This window comes from Dactylosporangium sp. NPDC049525, assembly GCF_040676755.1.
GTDB lineage: Bacteria > Actinomycetota > Actinomycetes > Mycobacteriales > Micromonosporaceae > Dactylosporangium.
Window position 1 is genome coordinate 38,535 of the sequence record NZ_JBFAPO010000055.1, and the last position, 22,975, is coordinate 61,509.

Below are 22,975 nucleotides of genomic sequence, written 5' to 3' on the forward strand. Positions count from 1 at the left end.
CCCATAAAAGGCAGGAAGAACCGTGTCCACAGTGGACGTGCTGCGGCAGCTGGACGACTGGAACAACCCGACGGAGCCCGGCCACCGCAGCACCGTCGCGGCGTTGTTCACCGCCCAGGTCCGGCGCTCGCAGGAGGCGCTCGCCCTCGTCGCGGGCGGCACCCGGCTCAGCTACGCCGAGCTCGGCGCCCGCGTGTTCCGGCTGGCCCGGTCGCTGCGCGCCCGTGGGCTCGCCGACGAGGAGATCGTCGGCATCGCCGTGCCGCGGTCCGCGGACATGGTCGTCGGGGTCCTCGCCGCGATGGTCGCCGGCGGCGCGTTCGTCCCCGTCGACCCGGCCTGGCCGGCGCAGCGGCGCCGGCAGGTGCTCGCCGACGCCGCCGTCCGCTTCGTGCTGGACGAGGCCGAGTTCGCCGGCGGCGCGCACGCGGGCGAGTCGCCGGAGCCCCTCGACCTGGACCTGGCGCCGGGCCGGCTCGCGTACGTCATCTTTACCTCCGGCTCGACCGGCCGGCCGAAGGGCGCCATGATCCGGCACGAGGCGATCTGCGAGCGGCTGCGCTGGCAGGTCGAGGAGGTCCTCGGGTTCGGGCCCGGCGACGCCAGCCTGTTCAAGGCGCCGCTCGCCTTCGACATCTCCGTCAACGAGATCCTGCTGCCGCTGGTGTCCGGCGGCACCGTCGTCGTCGCCGAACCCGGCGGCGAGCGCGACCCGCAATACCTGCTCGACCTCATCGCCGGGGAGCGGGTCACGTTCGTGTACCTGGTCTCCTCGATGCTGCACGTGCTGCTGGAGATGGACCGCGGCGTCGGCCGGCTCGGCGGGCTCAAGCACGTGTGGTGCGGCGGCGAGGTGCTCACCCCGGAGCTGTTCGACCGGTTCCGCACCCAGCTCGGCACGACCCTGTACCACGGCTACGGCCCGGCCGAGGCGACCATCGGCGTGTCCCACGTCATCTACCGCGACGCCGCCGAGCGCATCGCCACGTCGATCGGCCGCCCCAACCCGCACACCCAGCTGTACGTCCTGGACGACGCGCTCACCCCGCTGCCGCCGGGCGAGACCGGGGAGTTGTACGCCGCCGGGTTCCTGCTCGGCCGCGGCTACGTCAACGCGCCCGGCCTGACCGCGGCGCGGTTCGTCGCCAACCCGTTCGACGCCGGCCGCCGTCTGTACCGCACCGGCGACCTGGCCCGGTGGACGCCGGACGGCGCCCTGGAGTTCGTCGGCCGCGCCGACAACCAGGTGAAGATCCGCGGGATGCGCCTGGAGCTGGAGGAGGTCGAGGCGGTCCTCGCCGCGCACCCCGCGGTGCGGCACGCGGCCGTCGCCGTGCGGCGCAACGCGGCCGGCGCCAGCCACCTCGTCGGCTACGTCATCGCCCCAGTCACCACCCCCGGGGACGCCGACTTCCTCGGCTGGTGCGCCGGGCGGCTGCCCGAGTACGCCGTGCCCAGTGTCGTCGTGCGCCTGGACGCGTTGCCGGTCAACGCCAACGGCAAGGTCGACCGGGCCGCGCTGCCCGCGCCCGTCCTGCCCGGCAGCGCCGGCCGGGCCCCGCAGACCCCGATGGAACGGGCCCTGTGCGACGTCTTCGCCGCCGTGCTCGGCGTGCCCGTCGCCGCCGACGACGACTTCTTCGCCCTCGGCGGGGACAGCATCGTCGCCATCGGCGTGGTCCGCGAGGCCCGCCGCGCCGGGATCGCGATGCGCCCCCGGGACCTGCTCACCCACCGCACCCCGGCCGGTGTCGCCGCCGTCGCCACGGCCGCCGCCGCACCGGTGTCCGATGTGGACCGGGCCGGCGACATCCCGGACATGCCGATCGTGGCGTGGCTGCGCGAGCACGGCCCCGCCCTCGACGGGTTCTACCAGGCGGTGACCCTGCACACCCCGGCCGGCCTGACGCTCGACGCCCTGCAGCGGATGGTCGCGGCGCTGCTGGCGACCCACGACGCACTGCGGGCCCGAGTCGACGCCCGCGGGAGCCTCACCATCCCGCCGTTCGACCCGGCGCTGGTGCCCGCCGTGGTGCGGGTGACGTCCGGGGCCGGCGCGCTGCAGGACACCGTCGCCCGCGTGGACCCGGCGCGCGGCGCGATGGCCGCCTTCACGTGGCTCGACGCCGGCCCCGACGCACCGGGCCGCCTGCTCGTCGCCGTGCACCACATCGTCGTGGACGGCGTGTCCCTGCGCGTCCTCGCCGAGGACCTCGCCGCCCTGTGGGACGCCGTCGCCGCCGGCCGGCCCTCCACACTGGAGCCGGCCGCCACGTCGCTGCGCCAGTGGGCGACCGCGTTGGCCGAGGCCGCCCGCGACGGGCGGTTCGCCGCCGACGCCGTCCACTGGCAGGCCGTCGCCGCCGTCGCCGACCCGCCACTCGGCCGCCGCCCCCTGGACCCGGCCCGTGACGTCGTGGCCACCGAGGAACGCCTGACCGTCAGCCTGAGCACGGCCACCACCGCGAGGCTGCTCGGCACCGTCCCCGCCGCCATCCACGGCGGCGTCGACGACGCCCTCGTCACCGCCGCCGCCCTGGCCGTGCACAGGTGGCGTGGCGGCGCACCCGGCCCCGTGCTGCTGGAGCTGGAAGGCCACGGCCGGCAGGAGGACCTGGTCGGCGACCTCGACCTGTCCCGCACCTTCGGCTGGTTCACCACCCTGTACCCGGTCGCGGTCGACGCCGGCGACGGCACCGACCTCGGCGCGTCGGTCAAGGCCGTCAAGGACCAGCTGCGCGCGGTGCCGTCGCAGGGCCTCAGCTACGGCGTGCTGCGCCACCTCGCCGGCCGGAGCGACCTCACCGCCGCCCCGCAGGTCCTCGTGCACTACCTGGGCCGGTTCGGCGCCGGCGACGGCCGCCCCTGGACGGAGGCATCCACCGTCGCCGAGGACCGCGACCCGCGGATGCCGCTGCCACGCGTCCTGGAGCTCAACGCGGTCACCTTCGACACCGCCGACGGGCCGGTCCTGTCGGCGACCTTCAGCTGGCCCGCCGGGGTCCTCGACCGGGCCGAGGTGGAGGCGCTCGCCGGGCACTGGGCCGGAGTCCTGGACGCGATCGCGGCCGACCCCCGGGTCGCCGGGCACACCCCGTCCGACTTCCCGCTGACCCCCCTCAGCCAGGCAGACGTCGACCGCTTCGACGACGGTGCCCTGCGCGACGTCCAGCCGCTGTCGCCGCTGCAGGCCGGCCTGTACTTCCACGCCACCTACACCGGCGGCGCTGACCCGTACGTGGTGCAGCAGCGGGTCGAGCTGACCGGGCCGCTCGACCCGGAGCGGCTGCGCGCCGCCGCGGACCGGCTCCTGGACCGGCACCCGAACCTCGCCGCCGCGTTCCGCCCGACCCTCGCCGGCGACGTCGTGGCCGTGCTCGCCGCCGGTACCGCCGCGCCGTGGCGGTCCGTGGACGTCACCGACCCGCGCGACCTGGACGGCGTCGCGGCCGTGGACCGCTCCCGCCCGTTCGATCTCGCCGAGCCGCCGGCGATGCGGTTCACCCTGGTACGCCTCGCCGCCGACCGGCACGTCCTCATCCACACGATCCACCACATCGTCGCCGACGGCTGGTCGGTGCCCGTCATGTTCAACGACCTCCTGGCGCTGTACGCCGGCGCCCCGCTGCCGCCTGCGGTGCCGTTCCGCGATTTCCTCGCCGCCCTCGGCACCCAGCCGCCGGACCACGCCGTGTGGGACCGGCTCCTGGACGGCGTGCGCGAACCGACCCGGCTGCTCGGCGCGCTGCCACCCGCCCCGGCCGGCGGCGACGGGTACGGGCGGGTCACCCGCGAGCTGCCCGCCGCGCTCACCGCGTCGGTGCGGGCGTTCGCCGCCGCGCACGGTTTCACCGTCGGCAACGTCGTCGGCGGCGCCTGGGGCGTGCTGCTCGGCCGGCTCACCGGCCGCGGCGACGTCACGTTCGGCTCCACCGTCGCCGGGCGGAGCCTCGCCGTGCCCGGCATCGAACGGATCGCCGGGCTGCTCATCAACACCGTCCCGGCCCGGGTGCGCTGGACGCCGGGTCAGCGCCTCGCCGACGTCATCGCCGGCTTCGCCAGGGACCAGCGCGAGACGATGGATCACGAGCACGCGCCGCTCACCGAACTGCAGCGGCGGCTCGGGACCGCCGAGCTGTTCGACACCCTCGTCGTCGTGGAGAACTACCCCGACGTCTCCGTCGCCGGCGGCGACCTGCGGGTCACCGGCATCGACGTCGTCGAGGCGCCGCACTACCCGGTGACGCTGATGGTCCGGCCCGGGGACCCGTTCACCGTCACGGTCACCCACGACCGGCGGCACGTCGACGCCGCCACCGCGGCGCGCCTGCTCGGCCAGTACGAGGCGCTCCTGTCGGCGCTGGACACCACCTGCGCCGCGCCCCTGGCCGGCACCGAGGCCGCGCCCGCCCTCCCGGCGGCGCACGACGGGACGGTGCTGGACCTGCTGGCGTTCCCGGACCGTACCGCGGTCGTCTGCGGCGAGCGGGAGCTGAGCTACGCCGAGCTCGACCGGCGCTCCGGCCGGCTCGCGCACGCCCTCGCCGCCGGGGTCCGCCGCGGCGACCTCGTCGCGGTCGCCGCCGGCCGGTCCGTCGACCTGCCCGTCGCGGTCCTCGGCGTGCTGCGGGCCGGCGCCGCGGTCCTGCCCGTCGACCCCGCGTACCCGGCCGCCCGCATCGAGCTCATGCTCCGCGACGCGGCACCCGTCTGCGTCCTCACCGACGGCGGCGCGGCGCTGCCCGCGCACGGGCTGCCGGTGCTGCGGATCGGCGCCGCGATCGACGGCGCCACCGGGCACCTGCAGGTCCGGGGGCTCACCGGCGCCGACGCCGCCACCGTCCTGTACACGTCGGGGTCCACCGGGGTGCCGAAGGCGGTCGTCGGCACCCACGCCGCCCTCGCCAACCGGCTCGCCTGGGCCCGCGACGCCTGGGGCCTGCGATCCGGGCAGGTGCGCATCGCGAAGAGCTCGCTGAGCTTCGTCGACGGCACCACCGAGCTGCTCGGCGGGCTCGTCGCGGGCGCCACGGTCGTCCTCGCCGACGACGCCACCGCCGCCGACGGCGCCGCCCTCGGCCGGCTCGTCGAGCGCAGCGGCGCCGGGCAGCTCCTTGCGGTGCCGAGCCTCGCCGCCGCGCTCGCCGACCGGGCCGGGATTGGCTTGCGCGGGCTGCGGCGCTGGATCACCAGCGGCGAGGCGTTGACCCCGGCCGTCGTGCGCGCCCTCGCCGCCGCGTCACCGGGCGCCGAGCTGGTCAACTCCTACGGCTCCTCCGAGGTCGCCGGCGACGTCCTCACCGCGGTCGTCACCCCGTCCGGCGCTCCGGTGCCGCTGGGCACGGCCGTCCCCGGCGTCCAGGTGTACCTGCTCGACGCGGCCCTGACCCTGGTACCCGACGGCGCCGTCGGCGAGCTCTACGTCGGTGGTGTGCAGAACGCCCGCGGCTACCTCGGCCGGCCCGGGATCACCGCCGGCCGGTTCGTCGCCGACCCGTTCGGCGCGCCGGGGGACCGGCTCTACCGCACCGGCGACCTCGGCCGCCGCAACCCCGCCGGGCAGATCGAGTTCCTCGGCCGCGCCGACGACCAGGTCAAGATCAACGGGTTCCGGGTGGAGCTCGCCGAGGTCGAGGCGGCCCTGACCCGCCGGCCCGGCGTCACCGACGCGGCCGCCGTCCAGCGCGGCAACGCCCTCGCCGCCTACGTCGTCGGCACCCCCGGCGTCGCGGTCGACCCCGTGGCGGTCCGCGACGCGCTGCGCGCCGAGCTGCCCGCGCACCTCGTCCCGGCGAGCGTCACCGTCCTGGACGCCATCCCGTTGCTGCCCAACGGCAAACGCGACCGGGCCGCGCTGCCCCAGCCCACCGTGCCGCGGCCCCGCAACGGCGGCGCGGCCGGCTCGGGCACGCCCCGCCAGGCGCGGATCAGCGCCCACTACGCCGCCGTGCTCGGCACCGACGCCGGACCCGACGACGACTTCTTCGCCCTCGGCGGCGACAGCATCGCCGCCATCCGCGTCATCAACCGGCTGGCCCAGGACGGCATCGTGCTCACCACCCGCGACATCTTCGACCACCGGACCCCGGGCGCCCTCGACGTGCACCTGTCCACCGGCGCCCCCACCGCCCTCGCCGCGGGTGACCCCGAGGCGGTCGGGCCGCTGCCGCTGCTGCCGGCGGTGGAGCGGCTCACCGACGTGCCCGACGGCGCACCCGCCCGCCTCGCGCTGTTCCAGGCTCCGGCCGGGCTCACCGTGCCCGTCCTGCAGCGGGCCCTGCAGGCCGTCCTCGACCACCACGACGGGCTGCGGCTGCGGATCACCCGCGAATCCGGGCTGTTCCTCACCCTCGAGCTCACCGCCCCGGGCACCGTCGACGCGGCGAGCGTGCTGCGCCGGGTCCCGCTGGCGGACGGCGCCGTCGAGCGGGAGATCGCGGCCCTGGACCCGGCCGCACCGCTGAGCGTCGTGTGGTTCGCCGACGGCTCGGGCGCCGCCGGGCAGGTGCTGCTCGCCGCCCACCCCCTGGTCGCCGACGACGTCACGCTCACCCTCGTCGCCGACGACCTGGCCGCCGCCTGCGCCGCCGTCACCGACGGCAGGACCCCGCAGCTGCCGCCGGTCGGCACGCCGCTGCGCGCCCACGCCCGCGCCGCGCAGGAGGACGCCGCCCGGGCCGGCCGCGTCGCGGAGTTCCCGCACTGGCAGGACGTGCTGCGCCCCGGCGCCGACCCGGCCCCCGGCTTCCGCGGCGGCGCCGTGACCGGCCGGCACGCCCGCGCCTTCGCCGGGCCGGTCGCCGCGAAGCTCGCCGCGGCGCCGGAGCTGGCCGCCGTCGCCGCGCTCCGCGTCGCCGTGCAGGACCCCGCCGACCTGGTCGTCGAGGTCGAACGCACGGCCCGGCACCTGGTGCGGGTCGCGTCGGAGCAGGACCTCACCCGCACCGCCGGGCTGTGCGCCACCGTCGTGCCCGTGCGGGTCGCCGCCGCCGCGGACGGAGACGCGGCGCTCGCGCACGCCGCCGTCGCCCTCGGCGCCGCACCCGGCAACGGCGTCGGGCACGGCGTGCTGCGGCACGGCAACCCGCGGGTCGGCCGGGCCCTGGAGGCCCTCGAACGCGCCGCCGAACCCCGGATCCTCAGCCGCACCACCGGGTTCGGCGCCCCGGCGGGGTGGCCCCGGCTGCCGGTCGAGCAGCCCGCCGACCCGCTGCTCGGCACCCGGTACGCCGTGCAGTGCGAGCTCGCCCTCACCGGCGACGGCCGGGTCGAGGCGACCCTGCGGCACGTGTCCGACGTGGACGGTGCCGCGCTCGCCGAGCGGTGGTGGCAGGCCCTGGAGACCCTGTCGCGGCAGGCGCCACCCGCCGCCGCCGAGGTCTGGGACCTGTCGCCGCTGCAGCGCGGCGTCTACTACCAGGCAACGTTCGACCAGGTCGCGAGCACGTACATCGCGCAGAACGTCTTCGAACTCGACCGGCGTGTCGACGTCAAGGCGATGACCCGCGCCTTCGGCGAGCTGCTGCGCCGGCACCCGACGCTGCGGGCCGCGTTCGTCGGCGACGGTGTCCCCGCGCCGGTGCAGGTGATCGCGCCCGAGGTCCCCGCGACCGTCGCCGTGGTCGACGTGGAAGGCGGCGACGCCTTCGCCGCGCTGGCCGCCCGGGACCGGACCGAGCCGTTCGACCTGGCGGCGCCGCCGCTGGTCCGCCTCACCGTCGCCAGGCACCCCGACGGCCGGGACACGCTGCTGCTGACCAGCCACTTCCTGCTCTGGGACGGCTGGTCCCGGGAGCTCGTCCTGCGCGACCTGTTCGCCCTCTACGCGGGGCGGAGCACCGCGGCACCGTCCGCGTCGTTCACCGACTACCTCGGCTGGCTCGCGACCCGCGACACCGCCGCGTCCGCCGCCGCCTGGCGCCGCGCGCTCGGCGACGTCACCGAGGCGACCCTCGTCGCGCCGGAGGCGGCCGGCCGCGCGCCGATGCTGTCCGAGCGGGTCCTCGCCGTCCTGCCCGCCGGGGTCACCGCCCGCCTCACCGAGCAGGTCCGGCACGCCGGCGTCACCCTCAACTCGCTGCTCACCGCCGCGCTCGGCCTGGTCATCGGCTACGAGACCGGCCGCACCGACGTCGTGTTCGGCACCACCGTCGCCGGCCGCCCCACCGAGCTGCCCGGCATCGACCAGGTCGTCGGCCTGTTCCTCAACACCGTGCCGGCCAGGGTCACCGCGACCGCCGGGACCACCGTGCTCGACCTCGCCCGCCGCGCCCAGGCCGACCGCCTGGACCTCGGCCCGCACGAGTACCTCGGCCTCGGCGAGATCCAGCGGGCCGCCGGTCACGAGCAGCTCTTCGACGCCCTGTACGTGCTGCAGAACTTCCTCGCCGACGACACGTTCGCCGACCTGGAACGCGAGCAGGGCATCACCGGCGTCGACTACACCGACACCACCCACTACCCGCTGACGTGGGTGCTCACCCCTGGTGCGAACCTGCGGCTGAAGCTCGAATACCGCCCCGACGTGTTCACCGAGGCGCAGGCCACGGCGATGACCGACCGCCTCGTGCGGCTCCTCACGACCCTGGCCGGCGGCCTCGACGTCCCGGCCGGCGCCCTGGACCTGCTGTCGGCGGCCGAGGCCGGCGCCCTGCGCGCAGCGTGGCGGGCCACGGAGCACCCGATCGGCGGCGCGACCGTCGCCGACCTGCTCGCCGAGCGGGCCGCAGCCTGCCCCGCCGACACAGCCCTCGTCGCCGGCGGGGAGTCGCTGACCTACGCCGAGCTCGACGCCCGGGTGAACCGCACCGCCCGGCTGCTGCTCGCCCACGGCGCGGGCCCGGAGCGGATCGTGGCGCTCGCCCTGCCCCGCGGCGTCGACATGGTCGTCGCGCTGTTCGCGGTGCTGCGGGCCGGCGCGGCGTACCTGCCGCTGGAACTGGACCACCCCGTCGACCGGCTCGCCGGCATGCTCGAGGACGCCCGGCCGGTGCTGCTGGTCGCGCTGCCCGGCACCCCCGTCGCCGCCCGGCACGACGGCACCGTCGTCGCCCCCGCCGACGCCGCGGCGTTCCCGTCGGATCCGCCGCCCGCCACCGACGACCCGCACCGCATGGACCGCCCCGCCTACGTCATCTACACGTCCGGGTCCACCGGGAAGCCGAAGGGTGTCGTCACCCCGTACCGCGGCCTCACCAACATGCAGCTCAACCACCGGGCCGAGATCTTCGCCCCGGCCGTCGCCCGGGCCCGCGCCGCCGGCCGCGACCGGCTGCGGATCGCGCACACCGTCTCGTTCTCCTTCGACATGTCGTGGGAGGAGCTGCTGTGGCTGGTGGAGGGCCACGAGGTGCACGTGTGCGACGAGGAGCTGCGCCGCGACGCGGTTGCGCTCGTCGCCTACTGCCAGGCGCAACGCGTCGACGTGATCAACGTGACGCCCACGTACGCCCACCACCTCTTCGACGAGGGGCTGCTCGACCCGGCCGGATACCCGCCGTGCCTGGTGCTGCTGGGCGGCGAGGCGGTCTCCGACGCCGTGTGGTCCCGGCTGCGCACGTCGGACGGCACCACCGGCTACAACCTGTACGGGCCCACCGAGTACACCATCAACACCCTCGGCGCGGGCACCGACGACAGCGCGACCCCGACCGTCGGGCGGCCGATCTGGAACACCCGCGGCTACGTGCTGGACACGTTCCTGCGGCCCGTGCTGCCCGGCACCGCCGGCGAGCTGTACATCGCCGGCGCCGGCCTGGCCCGCGGCTACCTGCACGCGTCCGGGCTCAGCGCGGCCCGTTTCGTCGCCGACCCGTTCACCTCCGGTGGGCGCATGTACCGCACCGGCGACCTGGTGCGCGAACGCGCCGACGGCAACCTCGACTTCCTCGGCCGCAGCGACGACCAGGTGAAGATCCGCGGCTACCGGGTCGAGCTCGGCGAGGTCGAGGCCGCCGTCGCCGCGCTGCCGCAGGTTCGGCAGGCCGCCGTCGTGGCCCGCGCCGACGCGGTCGTGCCCGGGTTGAAGAAGCTGGTGGCCTACCTGGTACCGGCCGGCGACGAGACCGACCTGGCCGGTGTGGTCCGGGCGGCACTCGCCGAGCGGCTGCCGTCCTACATGGTGCCGTCCCTGTACGGCATCGTGGCGTCGCTGCCGCTGACCGTCAACGGCAAGCTCGACGTCGCCGCCCTGCCCGAGCCGTCCGCCCCTGGCGGCGCTGTCGGTCGCGCCCCGCGCAACGAGCGCGAACGGGTGCTGTGCGCGATCTACGCCGACGTGCTCGGCCTGCCCGCCGTCGGCATCGACGAGGACTTCTTCGTCGCCGGCGGCGACAGCATCGCCTCGATCGCGGTCGCCGGCCGGGCCCGCCGCGAGGGACTACCGGTCACGCCCCGCGACATCTTCCGCCGCCGCAGCGTCCAGGCGGTCGTGGCCGGCCTGCCCGCGTCGGCGGCCGTCGAGGTGGCGGTCGCCGCCGACGACGGCGTCGGCACGGTCGCGCTGACCCCGATGCTCGCCGAGACCCGCGCCGCGGCGACCCCGCTGTCCAGGTTCTACCAGGCGATGACGTTCCGCACCCCGGCCGGGCTGACCCGCCCCGCCCTCGACGCGGTCCTGCAGGCCCTGGTCGACACCCACCACCTGCTGCGCGCCGTCGTCGACCGCGACTGGACGATCACCGTCCCGCCGGCCGGTGCGCCGGTGCCGGTCACGGAGGGCCCGCCGGACGTCGCCGCCGCGGCGGCGCGCCTCGACCCGCACCGGGGCGTCATGGTGCAGGCCGTCTGGTCGCAGCCCACCCGGGAACTGCTGCTCGTCGTGCACCATCTCGTCATCGACGGCGTCTCCTGGCGGATCATCGGCGCCGACCTCGCCCGCGCCTGGCAGGACGCCGCCGCCGGCCGCCCCGTCGCCCTCGACGCGGCGCCGGCCTCGTTCCGCGGCTGGGCCCGGCTCACCGCCGGGGGAGGGGCGCGCTTCACCGCGGAGCTCGGCCACTGGCGCGACGTCCTCGCCACCCCCGACCCGCTGCTCGGCTCCCGCGCGCCGGACCCGGCCGTGGACACCGCCGCCACCGTGCGGACCGTCACCGTGACGCTGCCACCGGCCGACAGCGGCGCCGTGCTGTCCCGGGTGCCGGCCGCCATGTACGGCACCGTCAACGACGTCCTCCTCGCGGCGTTCGCGCTCGCCGTGCGCGCCTGGCGCCCCGCGGCCGGGTCCGCCGTCGTGGTCAGCCTGGAGGGCCACGGCCGGGAGGCCGACGTGTACGACGCCGACGCCGACCTGTCCCGCACCGTCGGCTGGTTCACCGCCATCTACCCGGTGCGGCTCGACCCCGGCGCCGTCGCCTGGGACGACGTCCTCGCCGCCGGCCCGGCCCTCGCCACCGCGGCCCGCGCGGTCAAGGAGCAGCTGCGGGCCGTGCCCGGCAAGGGCCTCGGCTACGGCGTCCTGCGCCACCTCCGGCAGGAGGTCACCGGCCAGGTGCCGCAGATCCTGTTCAACTACCTCGGCCGGTTCCCGACCGGCTCCGCCGACGACTGGGCGCCGACCGGCCCCCTGGAGGAGGGCGTCGACCCCGCGAACCCGGCGATGACCCTGGAGGTCAACGCGTTCGCCGCCGACGGCCCCGACGGCGTCACGTTCACCGCGGCGCTGTCGTTCCCGACCGGGCTGTTCACCGAGGACGACGTGGCCGGGCTCGGGCGGCGCTGGCTCACCGCGCTCGCCGCCCTCGGCCGCTGCGCCGACCTCGCCGGGCACACCCCGTCGGACTTCCCGCTCGTCCGGCTCGCCCAGCGCGACGTCGACGACCTCGCCGGCGCCGAGGACATCCTGCCGCTGCTGCCCTTGCAGGAGGGCATGTACGTGCACCAGGCCCTCGCCGAACCCGGCGCCGACACGTACCTCGTGCAGCAGGTCGCGCGGCTGTCGGGGCCGGTCGACCCGGTGCGGCTGCGCGCCGCGGTCAATGCCGCCGTCCGCCGGCACGCCGCCCTGCGCGCCGGCTTCCGGGAGCTGCACGACGGCCGGATCGTCCAGGCGATCGCGCCGGCGGTCGAGGTGCCGTGGCGGGTCGTGCCCGGCGGCGACCTCGCGCTGGCCTGCGCGGAGGAGCTGGCCCGGCCGTTCGACCTCGCCCGGCCGCCGGCGCTGCGCTACGCGCTGGTGTCGCTGAGCGCCACCGACCACCGCCTCGTCGAGACCATGCACCACGTCCTCGCCGACGGCTGGTCCTACCCGCTGGTGTTCAGCGACATCGTCGCCGCCTACGAGGCCGGCACGGACCTGCCCGCGCCCGCGACCACGTTCCGCGACCACGTGGAGGCCGTCGTGTCCCGCGACCGGGACGCGGCCCGAGCCGTCTGGACCCGGGTCCTCGACGGGGTGGCGCCGGCGCTGCTGTTCCCGAGCGGCAGCCCCGTCGCCGCGCACGACAGCGTCCACCGGGCACTGTCCACCCAGGACACCGCCGCGCTGGCGGCCGCGGTCCGCGCGCACGGCGTCACCCTCAGCACCGCCGTGCACGCCGCGTGGGGCCTGCTGCTCGGCCGGCTGCTGCGCCGCGACCGGGTCGTGTTCGGCTCGACCGTCTCCGGCCGCGGCGGCGACCTGCCCGGCGTCGAGACGGTCGTGGGGCTGCTCATCAACACGCTGCCGCTGCCGATGGCGTGGCGCCCCGACGAGCCGCTCGGCGCGGTGCTGACCCGCCTGCAGGACCAGCAGAGCGAGGTCCTGGACGCGCAGCACATCGGCCTCGCCGAACTCGCCCGCCTCGCCGGCGTCCGCGAACTGTTCGACTCGATGGTCGTGGTGGAGAACTTCCCCGCCGTGCGCGCAGGCGTGGACTCGCCGCTCACCGTCGAGGGGTTCACCGGCACCGACTCGCCGCACTACCCGGTCGCGCTGGTCGCGTTCCCCGGCGACGAGCTGACCCTGGAGGTCAAGTACGACGTGGCGCTCGTCGGCGCCGCCAAGGCCCAGGAGCTCCTGACCGCGGTCGAGGCGATCCTGCGCGGCTTCGCGACCGGCCTCGACGCCCCCGTCGGCGGCCCCGCCGAGCCCGCGTGGTCCACAGTGGACGGCACCCTCGCCGACCGCCGTGGCGAGGTCGACCCGTCGGCGGTGGCCGTCAGCCACGGCGCGGACCGGCTCACCTACGCCGAGCTCGACGCCCGCGCGAACCGGCTCGCCCGCGAGCTGATCGCCCGCGGCGTGCGGCCCGAGTCGCGGGTCGCGGTCGCGCTGCCCCGCGGCCTCGACCTGGTCGTGGCGCTGCTCGCCGTCATCCGGTCCGGTGGCTGCTACGTGCCCGTCGACACCGGCGCGCCGGTCAGCCGCAGCGCCTACATCCTCGCCGACGCCGCACCCGTGTGCCTGCTCACCGCCGGCGCCACCGCGGCCGGCCTGGACCCGGTCGTCCCCGTGATCCTGCTCGACGGGCCGCTGCCCGAGCACGACCACGGACCGGTGCCAGGCACCGGGCTGCGACCGGACAACACCGCGTACATCATCTACACCTCCGGCTCGACCGGGCAGCCGAAGGGTGTCGCGGTCACCCACCGCAACGTGCTGACCCTGTTCGCCGCCGCCGACCGGCTGTTCACGTTCGGCGCCGACGACGTGTGGACGATGTTCCACTCCTACGCGTTCGACTTCTCCGTCTGGGAGCTGTGGGGCGCCCTGCTGTACGGCGGCCGCCTGGTCGTCGTCGCCAACGACGTCGCCCGCGACCCGCACCGCTTCGTCGAGCTGCTGCGCGCCGAACGCGTCACCGTCCTCAACCAGACCCCGTCGGCGTTCTACCCCCTCACCGCCGAGGACACCTCGGGGCTCGCCCTGCGCTACGTCGTCTTCGGCGGCGAGGCCCTCGACCCGGGCCGGCTGCGGCCCTGGTACGCCACGCACGCCGACGACGCGCCGCTGCTGGTCAACATGTACGGCATCACCGAGACGACCGTGCACGTGACGTTCCGGGCGTTGCGCCGGGCCGACGCGGCCGCCGGCAGCGTCATCGGCGCGGCACTGCCGAGCCTGCGCGCCCACGTGCTCGACCAGCGGCTGCGGCCGGTCCCGGCGGGTGTCACCGGCGAGCTGTACGTCGCCGGCGACCAGCTCGCCCGCGGCTACCTCGACCGGCCCGGGCTGACCGCCGCCCGGTTCGTCGCCAACCCGTTCGGCCCCGGACGGCTCTACCGCAGCGGTGACCTCGCCACCCGGACCGCGGACGGTGACCTGGTCTACGCCGGCCGCTCCGACCAGCAGGTCAAGGTCCGCGGCTACCGCGTCGAGCTCGGCGAGATCGAGTCGGCGCTGCTGGACGTCGACGGCATCGGCAACGCCGCCGTGCACCTGCACGACGGGCGGCTCGTCGCCTACCTCGTCAGCGGATCCACAGTGGACGTCGAGGCGGCGCGGGCAAGCCTCGCGCAGCGGCTGCCGTCCTACATGGTCCCGGCGGCATACGTGACGCTGCCCGCCCTGCCGCTGACCGTCAACGGCAAGCTCGACCGGGCGGCGCTCCCGGCACCGACGGGGGAGCGGGCCGCGCCGGTCACGGTCGACGCCGCCGAACCCGAGGCGCAGCGGGTCCTGCGTGAGCTCGTCGCGGAGGTCGTCGGCCTGTCCGAGGTCGGCGCCGACGAGGACTTCTTCACCGTCGGCGGGGACAGCATCATCGCCATCCAGCTGGCGAACCGCGCCCGCCGGGCCGGCCTGTCGCTGACCCCGCGGGACGTGTTCGTGCACCGCACCGCGGCCGCCCTCGCCGCCGCTGTCACCCCGAAGCAGGAGCCGGCGGCGGCCACCACACGGCCGGCCGTGGCACCGGTCCCGTCCGACGGGGTGGGTGAGGTGCCGCTGCTGCCGATCGTGCAGCGCCTCGCCGAGCTGGGCGGGCGGATCCACCGCCACAACCAGGCGGAGCTGCTGCTCACCCCGGCCGGCAGCACCCACGAGGGGATCACCGGACTGGTCGACGGCCTGGTGCGCCGCCACGACGCCCTCCGCCTCCGGCTGCACCGCCCGTCGCCGATGCTCTGGTCCCTCGAAACCCGGCCCGCCGGTGAGTCCACCGTGGACGTGCGGCGGGTGGACGCGGCCGGCCTCGACGGCGGCGCGCTGCGCGAGCTGGTCGGCGTCGAGTCCGACGCCGCTACCGACCGGCTCGACCCCGACGCCGGCACGATGCTGCAGGCGGTCTGGTTCGACCGTGGGCCGGGGGAGCGGGGCCGGCTGCTGCTGGTCGCGCACCACCTCGTCGTGGACGGCGTGTCCTGGCGCATCCTCACCGACGACCTGCGTGACGGATCCACCGACGTCCAAGGTGGCACGTCGCTGCGCGCCTACGCGAGGCTCCTGCACGAGCAGGCCGGCCAGGCGGCGCGGCTCGGCGAGTTCGAGCACTGGGCCGCGGCCCTCGCCCCCGGCGGTGAGCTCGACGCCGCGAAGCACACGATCGGGCTGACCGTCGGCCAGACCCGCGAGCACGAGCTGCGGCTCCCGCCGGAGGTGACCGGGCCGCTGCTGACCACCGTCCCGGCCGCCGCCGGTACCGACGTCACCGCGACACTCGTCGCCGCGCTGCGGATCGCGGTCAGCCGCTGGCGGGCCGGCCGTGGCGGCGACCCGACCGCGGCGTTGACCGTCGACCTGGAGCGGCACGGCCGGGAGGAGTTCGACGGCACCGACCTGTCCCGGACCGTCGGCTGGTTCACCGCCGTCGCCCCGGTGCGGCTGCCGGCCGTGCCGGACGGGCCGCAGGCCCTCGCCGACGTGCACCGGCTCGTCACCGCCGCACCGGACAACGGGCTCGGCTTCGGGCTGCTGCGCTACGCCAACGCCCGCACCGCGCCCGCCCTCGCCCGGCTCGGCACGCCGCAGGTGCTGTTCAACTACCTCGGCCGGTTCCCCGCCGTGTCCGAAATGGACTGGGACACCGCGCCGGAGGCGGACGCGCTGCGCACCGCACCCGACCCGGACCTCGGCACCCCGTACCTCCTGGAGATCAACGCCGCCTGCCACACCACCCCGGACGGGCCGCAGCTGCGGGCCGTGCTCACCTACGCCGACGAGGGCCTCGACATCCCCGGCCTCGCCGCGCACTGGGCGGACGCGATGCGCGACCTGTGCGCGCCCGCCGAGGAGGTGTGGCCGCTGTCGCCGCTGCAGGAAGGCCTGTTCGTCCAGGCCCGCCTCGCCGGGGACGCCGACGTCTACATCGCCCAGAACGCGTTCGACTTCGCCGGCCGCCTCGACGCGGACCGCCTCGCCGCCGCCTGGACGAAGGTCCTGCAGCGGCACCCGGCGATCCGCCTCGGCTTCACCGTCGACGGCCGGACCGAGCCGGTCGCGGTGCTCGCGACCGCCGTCGAGGGGCACGTCGCCGTCGTCGAGGGCGACCTCGAGGACATCATGGTCCGGGACCGGACCAGGCCCTTCGACCTGGCGGCGCCGCCGCTGGCCCGGCTCACCGTCGTGCGCCGCCCCGACGGCACCGACCGGCTGCTGTTCACCTACCACCTGCTGCTGTGGGACGGCTGGTCCCGCGAGCTGGTCCTGCGGGACCTGTTCGCGCACTACGCCGGGCAGACCCCGGCGCCGCCCGCAGGCAGGTTCACCGACTACCTCGGCTGGCTCGCCGCTCAGGACGCCGAAGCGTCCGCGCGGGCGTGGGCGGACGCGCTGCGGGGCCTCGACCAGCCGACCGTGCTGTACCCGGCGGCCGCGGGCACCCGGCCGGTCCTCGCGACCAGCATCGCCCGGCAGCTCACCGAGGAGCAGACGGCCCGGCTCACCGCGCAGGCGCGCGCCCAGGGCGTCACCCTCAACGCGGTGCTCAGCGCCGCGCTCGGCGTCGTGCTCGCGCACGCCGCGGGGCGCAAGGAGGCCGTGTTCGGCACCACCGTCGCCGGCCGCCCCACCGAGCTGGACGGCATCGACGAGGTCGTCGGCGTCTTCCTCAACACCGTCCCGGCGCGGGTCACCCTCGCGCCCGACGAGCCGGCGGCCGCCGTGCTGCGTCGCATCCAGGCCGACCGGATCGACCTGATGCCGCACGAGTACCTCGGCCTCGGCGAGATCCAACGGGCCGCCGGCCACGGCACCCTGTTCGACAACCTGTATGTGCTGCAGAACTTCCTCGACGACGACACGTTCACGGACCTGGAGACCGAGCACGGGATCGTCGGGGTGACCGCCGTCGACGCCACCCACTACCCGCTGACGTGGGTCGCCACGCCCGGCCGGCGGCTGCGGCTGCGGCTGGAGTACCGCGCCGACGTCGTGTCCGCGGCGGACGCCGAGGCGCTGCTCGCCCGCCTGGAGCGGGTGCTGCTGGCCCTGGCCGAGGACGTCTCGACACCGGTCGCCGCGCTGCCCGTCGCCGCCGGCGAGGTGCTGCAAGGCGTGCAAAGGGAGATCCTGCCGGACACCATCGCGGAGCTGATGGCGGCGCAGGCCGCCCGCACCCCGGACGCGCCCGCGCTCACCTTCGGCGCGACCACGGTGACGTACGCCGACCTCGACGCGCGCGTCAACCGGCTCGCCCGGCACCTGCTGGGTCTCGGCGCCGGCCCGGAACGCATCGTCGCCCTCGCCCTGCCCCGGTCGATCGACATGGTCGTCGCGCTGTTCGCCGTGCTGCGCACCGGATCGGCGTACCTGCCGCTCGAACTCGACCACCCCGACGACCGGCTCCTCGCCATGCTGGAGGACGCCCGGCCGGCCCTCGTCCTGACCGCCGGCCGCCTGGATGGGATCCGCCTCGACACCCTCGACCTGTCCGCGGTGTCAGGCGCCCCGCTCACCGGCGAGGAGCTCGGCGGGTTCGCGCCCGGTACCCCGGGCCGCATGAACCACCCGGCATACGTCATCTACACGTCCGGCTCCACCGGGCGGCCGAAGGGCGTCGTCACCCCGTACCTGGGACTGACGAACATGCAGCAGAACCATCGCGAGGCGATCTTCGCGCCGACCGTCGCCGCGCACGGCGGCCGCACCCTCACCATCGCCCACACGGTGTCGTTCTCCTTCGACATGTCGTGGGAGGAGCTGCTGTGGCTGGTCGAGGGCCACCACGTGCACGTGTGCGACGAGCACCTGCGCCGCGACGCGGTCGCGCTCGCCGCCTACTGCGCGACGCACCGCATCGACGTCGTCAACGTCACCCCGACCTACGCCCAGCACCTGCTCGACGCGGGGCTGCTGACCGGTGCCCACCCGCCGGCGCTGGTGCTGCTCGGCGGCGAGCACGTCCCCGAGGGGCTGTGGGCCACGCTGCGGGACACCGACGGGGTGCTCGGCTACAACCTGTACGGGCCCACCGAGTACACCATCAACACCCTCGGCGGCGGCACCACCGACAGCGCGACGTCCACAGTGGGCACCCCGATCTGGAACACCCGCGGCTACGTCCTGGACGACTGGCTGCGGCCCGTCCCGCCGGGCGTTCCCGGCGAGCTGTACATCACCGGCGCCGGCCTCGCCCGCGGCTACCTCAACCGCCCTGCGCTCACCGCCGACCGGTTCGTCGCCGACCCGACCGTCCCCGGTGGCCGCATGTACCGCACCGGCGACCTGGTCCGCCTCCGCCCCGACGGCCTGCTGGACTTCCTCGGCCGCACCGACGACCAGGTGAAGATCCGCGGCTACCGGATCGAGCTCGGCGAGGTCCAGGCGGCGATCGCGGCGCAACCCGGGGTCCGCCAGTGCGCGGTCCTCGCCGTCGCCGACGGTACCGGCGGCAAGCGGCTCGTCACGTACCTCGTCGCGTCCGCTTCGCTGGACGTCGCCGCGCTGCGCGGTGCGCTGAAGGCGACGCTGCCCGCCTACATGGTCCCCACCGCGTACGCGGTCGTGCCGGAGCTGCCGCTGACCGTCAACGGCAAGCTCGACGTGGCGGCGCTGCCCGAACCGCAGTCCGTCGCCACCGCCGGGCGGGCCGCGGCCACCGACACCGAACGGCAGCTGTGCGCGGTCTTCGGCGAGGTCCTCGGCGTGCCCGGCTACGGCGTCGAGGACGACTTCTTCGACCGCGGCGGCCACTCCCTCATCGCGATGCGGCTCCTCGGCCGGCTGCGCGCCGACCTCGGCGCCGACCTGCCGCTGCGGGCGCTGTTCGACGCCCCGACCCCGGAGCGGTTGGCGCTGCGGTTGGCCGCCGGCGGGCCTGGTGCCCGGCCCGCGCTGACCGCCCGCCCGCGCCCCGAGGCGATCCCGCTGTCACCGGCGCAGGAGCGGCTCCTGCTGCTGCACCACCTCGACCCCGCATCCACGGCCTACAACTACCCGCTCGTCATGCGGCTGCGCGGCACCGTCGACACGGCCGCTCTGCACGCCGCCCTGGCCGACGTCACCGACCGCCACGAGGTGCTGCGGACCCTGGTCACCCTCGATGGCCAGCAGGTCCTGGAGTCGGTCGATGTCCCGGTGTACGACGAGCTCGACGCCGCCCTCACGCGCCCGTTCGATCTCGCGGTGGAGCCGCCGATCCGGGCCGCGGTCGCCACCGAACCGGACGGCGGCACGCTCCTCGCGCTCGTCCTGCACCACATCGCGATGGACGAGTGGTCCGACCTGCCGCTCCTGCGGGACCTCACCGCCGCGTACACGGCCCGGCTCGCCGGGCGGGCACCGTCGTGGGCGCCGCTGCCGGTGCAGTACGCCGACTACGCCGCCTGGCAGGCCGACCTCCTGGGTGATCCCGCCGACCCCGCGAGCGGGCACGCGACGTCGCGGCGGTTCTGGCAGGAGCAGCTGCGCGGGCTGCCGGAGGAGATCCCGCTGCCGGGCGCGCTGCCACGCACCACGCCCGGACCAGCCGGGCAGGTCGACGCGACGCTGCCCGCGCAGCTCGTCACCCGGCTGCGTGCCATCGCGGGGGAGCAGTCGGCGAGCCTGTTCATGGCCCTGCACGCCGGGCTCGCGGTCCTGTTGTCCCGGCACGGCGCCGGGGACGACATCCCGATCGGCACCCCCACGTCCGGCCGCGGTGACCCGGCGCTCGCCGACCTCGTCGGCTTCTTCGTCAACACCGTCGTGCTGCGCGCCGACCTGTCCGGCGCGCCGACGTTCACGGACCTGCTGCGGCGGGTCCGCGCCGGCGACCTCGCCGCGTTCGACCACGCGGAGCTGCCGTTCCAGCAGGTCGTCGAGGCGGTCAACCCGCCGCGGGCGGCGGGCCGCAACCCGCTGTTCCAGGTGATGATCGGCTACCACCACCGGCCCGCCGGCGACGGCACGGTCCTCGGCCTGCCACTCGGCCCGGAACCCGGGTTCGCCGCGGACCCGAAGGTCGACCTCAACGTCACCTTCGTCGACGCGGGGGAGACCGTCGGCGTGACCGTCGAATACGACACCGCCCGCTTCGCCGCCGGCACCGCCGCCCGGCTCGTCCAGCGGCTCGTCCGGCTCCTCACGGACCTGGCCGGGCACCCCGACCGGCTGGTCCGGGACGCGGCGCTGCTGAGCGTGGACGACGAGACCGACCTGGCGCGCTGGTCGGCCGGCGGCCCGCTGCCCGTCACCGGCTCGTGGGTCGCGGCGTTCCGCGACCATGCCGAGCGCGCCCCGCACGCCGACGCGCTCGTCAGCGCCGGGCGGACCTGGAGCTACGCCGAGCTCGACGCCGCCTCCGACCGGCTCGCCACCGCGCTGCACGCCCGCGGCGCCGGCCCCGAGCGGCTCGTCGGGATCGCGCTGCCGCGTACCGCGGACCTGGTCGTCGCGGTCCTCGCGGTGCACAAGACCGGCGCCGCCTACCTGCCGCTGGATCCGGCGTTCCCGGCGGACCGCCTCGCGTACATGGTGCAGGACGCGAACCCGGTGGTGGTCCTCGACGAGCACACCGACCTGGCACCCGCACCCGGCGGGGCGCCTCTCCCGCCGGCGGATCCGGGCAGCGCCGCCTACGTCATCTACACGTCCGGGTCGACGGGGCGGCCGAAGGGCGTCGTGGTCACCCACCGGGACCTCGACGCGTTCCTCGCCGCCGTCGGCGAGGTCGTGCCGATGAGCGCCGCCGACCGGCTCCTCGCCGTCACCACCCTGTCGTTCGACATCTCGGTGCTGGAGCTGCTGCAGCCGCTGCGCACCGGCGGCTGCGTCGTGCTCGCCTCCGGCGCGCAGGTCCGCGACCCGGCGCTGCTCGCGCCCCTGCTCCGCGCAGCGACGGTCATGCAGGCCACGCCGTCGCTGTGGGCGGCGCTGCTGGAGGCGTCCGACGTGGACCTCACCGGCGTGCGGGCCCTCGTCGGGGGCGAGGCGCTGCCGCCGTCGCTCGCCGCCGAGCTGCACCGGCGGGCCCGGTCCGTGACCAACCTGTACGGCCCCACCGAGGTCACCGTGTGGGCGACCGCCGCCACCATCGGCACCGGGCGGCCGAGCATCGGCGGGCCGCTGCCGGGCACGACCGCCCACGTCCTGGACGCCGCGCTGCGGCCGGTGCCGCCGGGTGTCGCCGGTGAGCTGTACCTCGGCGGTGCCCAGGTGACCCGCGGCTACCTCGGCCGGCCCGCGCTGACCGCGTCCCGGTTCGTCGCCGGCGCGGACGGCGGCCGCCTCTACCGCACCGGCGACCTCGTGCGCTGGCTGCCGGGCGGGGACCTGGAGTTCCTGGGCCGCACCGACTTCCAGGTGAAGGTCCGCGGCCACCGCATCGAGCTCGGCGAGATCGAGGCCGTCCTGGCCGCGCACCCCGCCGTGGCCCGCGCCGTCGTCATCGCCCGCGACGACCGCCTCATCGGCTACGTGACCACAGTGGACGGTTCCCCGGCCGACCTGGGGCGGTACCTTGCGGACCGGCTGCCCGCGTACATGGTCCCGGCCGCGTTCGTGGTCCTCGACGCGGTGCCGCAGACCCCGAACGGCAAGATCGACCGGGCCGCGCTGCCCGACCCGGACTTCACCGCCGGGGCGGCCGGGGACCGGCCGCGCAGCCGGACCGAGGCGCGGCTGTGCGAGCTCGTCGCCGAGGTCCTCGGTGTGCAGGAGGTCGGGGTGGACGACGACTTCTTCGCCCTCGGCGCGCACTCGCTGCTGCTGGTCCGGCTCGCCGCCGCGGTCCGCCGGTCGTTCGGTGCCGACCTGCCGGTGGCAGACCTGTTCACCGCGCCGACGGTGCAGGGCCTGGCCCGGCGGCTCGCCGGTGACCTGCCGCCCGGCGACGCCCTGGCACCGGTCGTCACGCTGCACCCGGGCGCGGGTGCGCCGCCGCTGTTCTGCCTGCCGCCGGCCAGCGGCCTGGTGTGGCAGTTCGCCGGGCTCAAGCGGCACCTGCCGGCGGCGGTACCGCTGATCGGGCTGCAGTCGCCTCGGCTGAGCCGCACCGCGGACCTGCCGGCGACCCTCGACGAGCTTGCCGGACAGTTCGCCGCCCGGGTCGCGGAGCTGGCCCCGGACGGCCCGGTGCGGCTGCTCGGCTGGTCCTTCGGCGGCGCCGTCGCGCACGCCCTGGCCGCCCGGCTGGTGCACGCCGGCCGGGACGTGACGTTCGTCGGCATGCTCGACTCGCGGGTCACCCCGCCGGCGGCGGTCGCCGGCGACTGGGACGGCCCGGCGGCGGTCGTGGCGCTGCTGCAGGAGCTCGGCTATGACGTGCCGGCGGACCTGGCGCCGACGGTGTCGGACGCCGTCACGTTCGTGCGGGACGCCGGCGGTGGCGTGGCCGCGCTCACCGACGCGCAGATCGCCCGGGTCGTGGAGAACTACCTCGACAGCGACCGGATGATGGCCGGCGCGCGGCCCGGCGTGCTCGCCGCGGACGTGCTGTTCGTCGACGCCACCGTGGCGGAGCCCGGCTTCACCGGCACCGCGTCGGACGGCTGGCGGTCCCTGGTGGACGGTCGCTTGAGGACGGTCGGGATCGCCTGCGGCCACTCGGAGCTGCTCGACCCGCACGTGCTGGAGCAGCTCGGCCCGATCGTCGCCGAATCGCTCTGAGACAACGCAAGGGGGCGGCGCCGACCGGCGCCG

The 22,975-nt window shown here is 76.2% G+C and carries 1 protein-coding gene; it reads left to right on the forward strand.

What is annotated here, in order from left to right; translation table 11 throughout:
- The first annotated feature begins 22 nt into the window (after window positions 1-22).
- Window positions 23-22,942 (forward strand): non-ribosomal peptide synthase/polyketide synthase, encoded by a 22,920-nt coding sequence (locus tag AB0K00_RS45555; protein WP_363535262.1) that lies wholly within the window; start codon window positions 23-25, stop codon window positions 22,940-22,942.
- Window positions 22,943-22,975 lie beyond the last annotated feature (33 nt).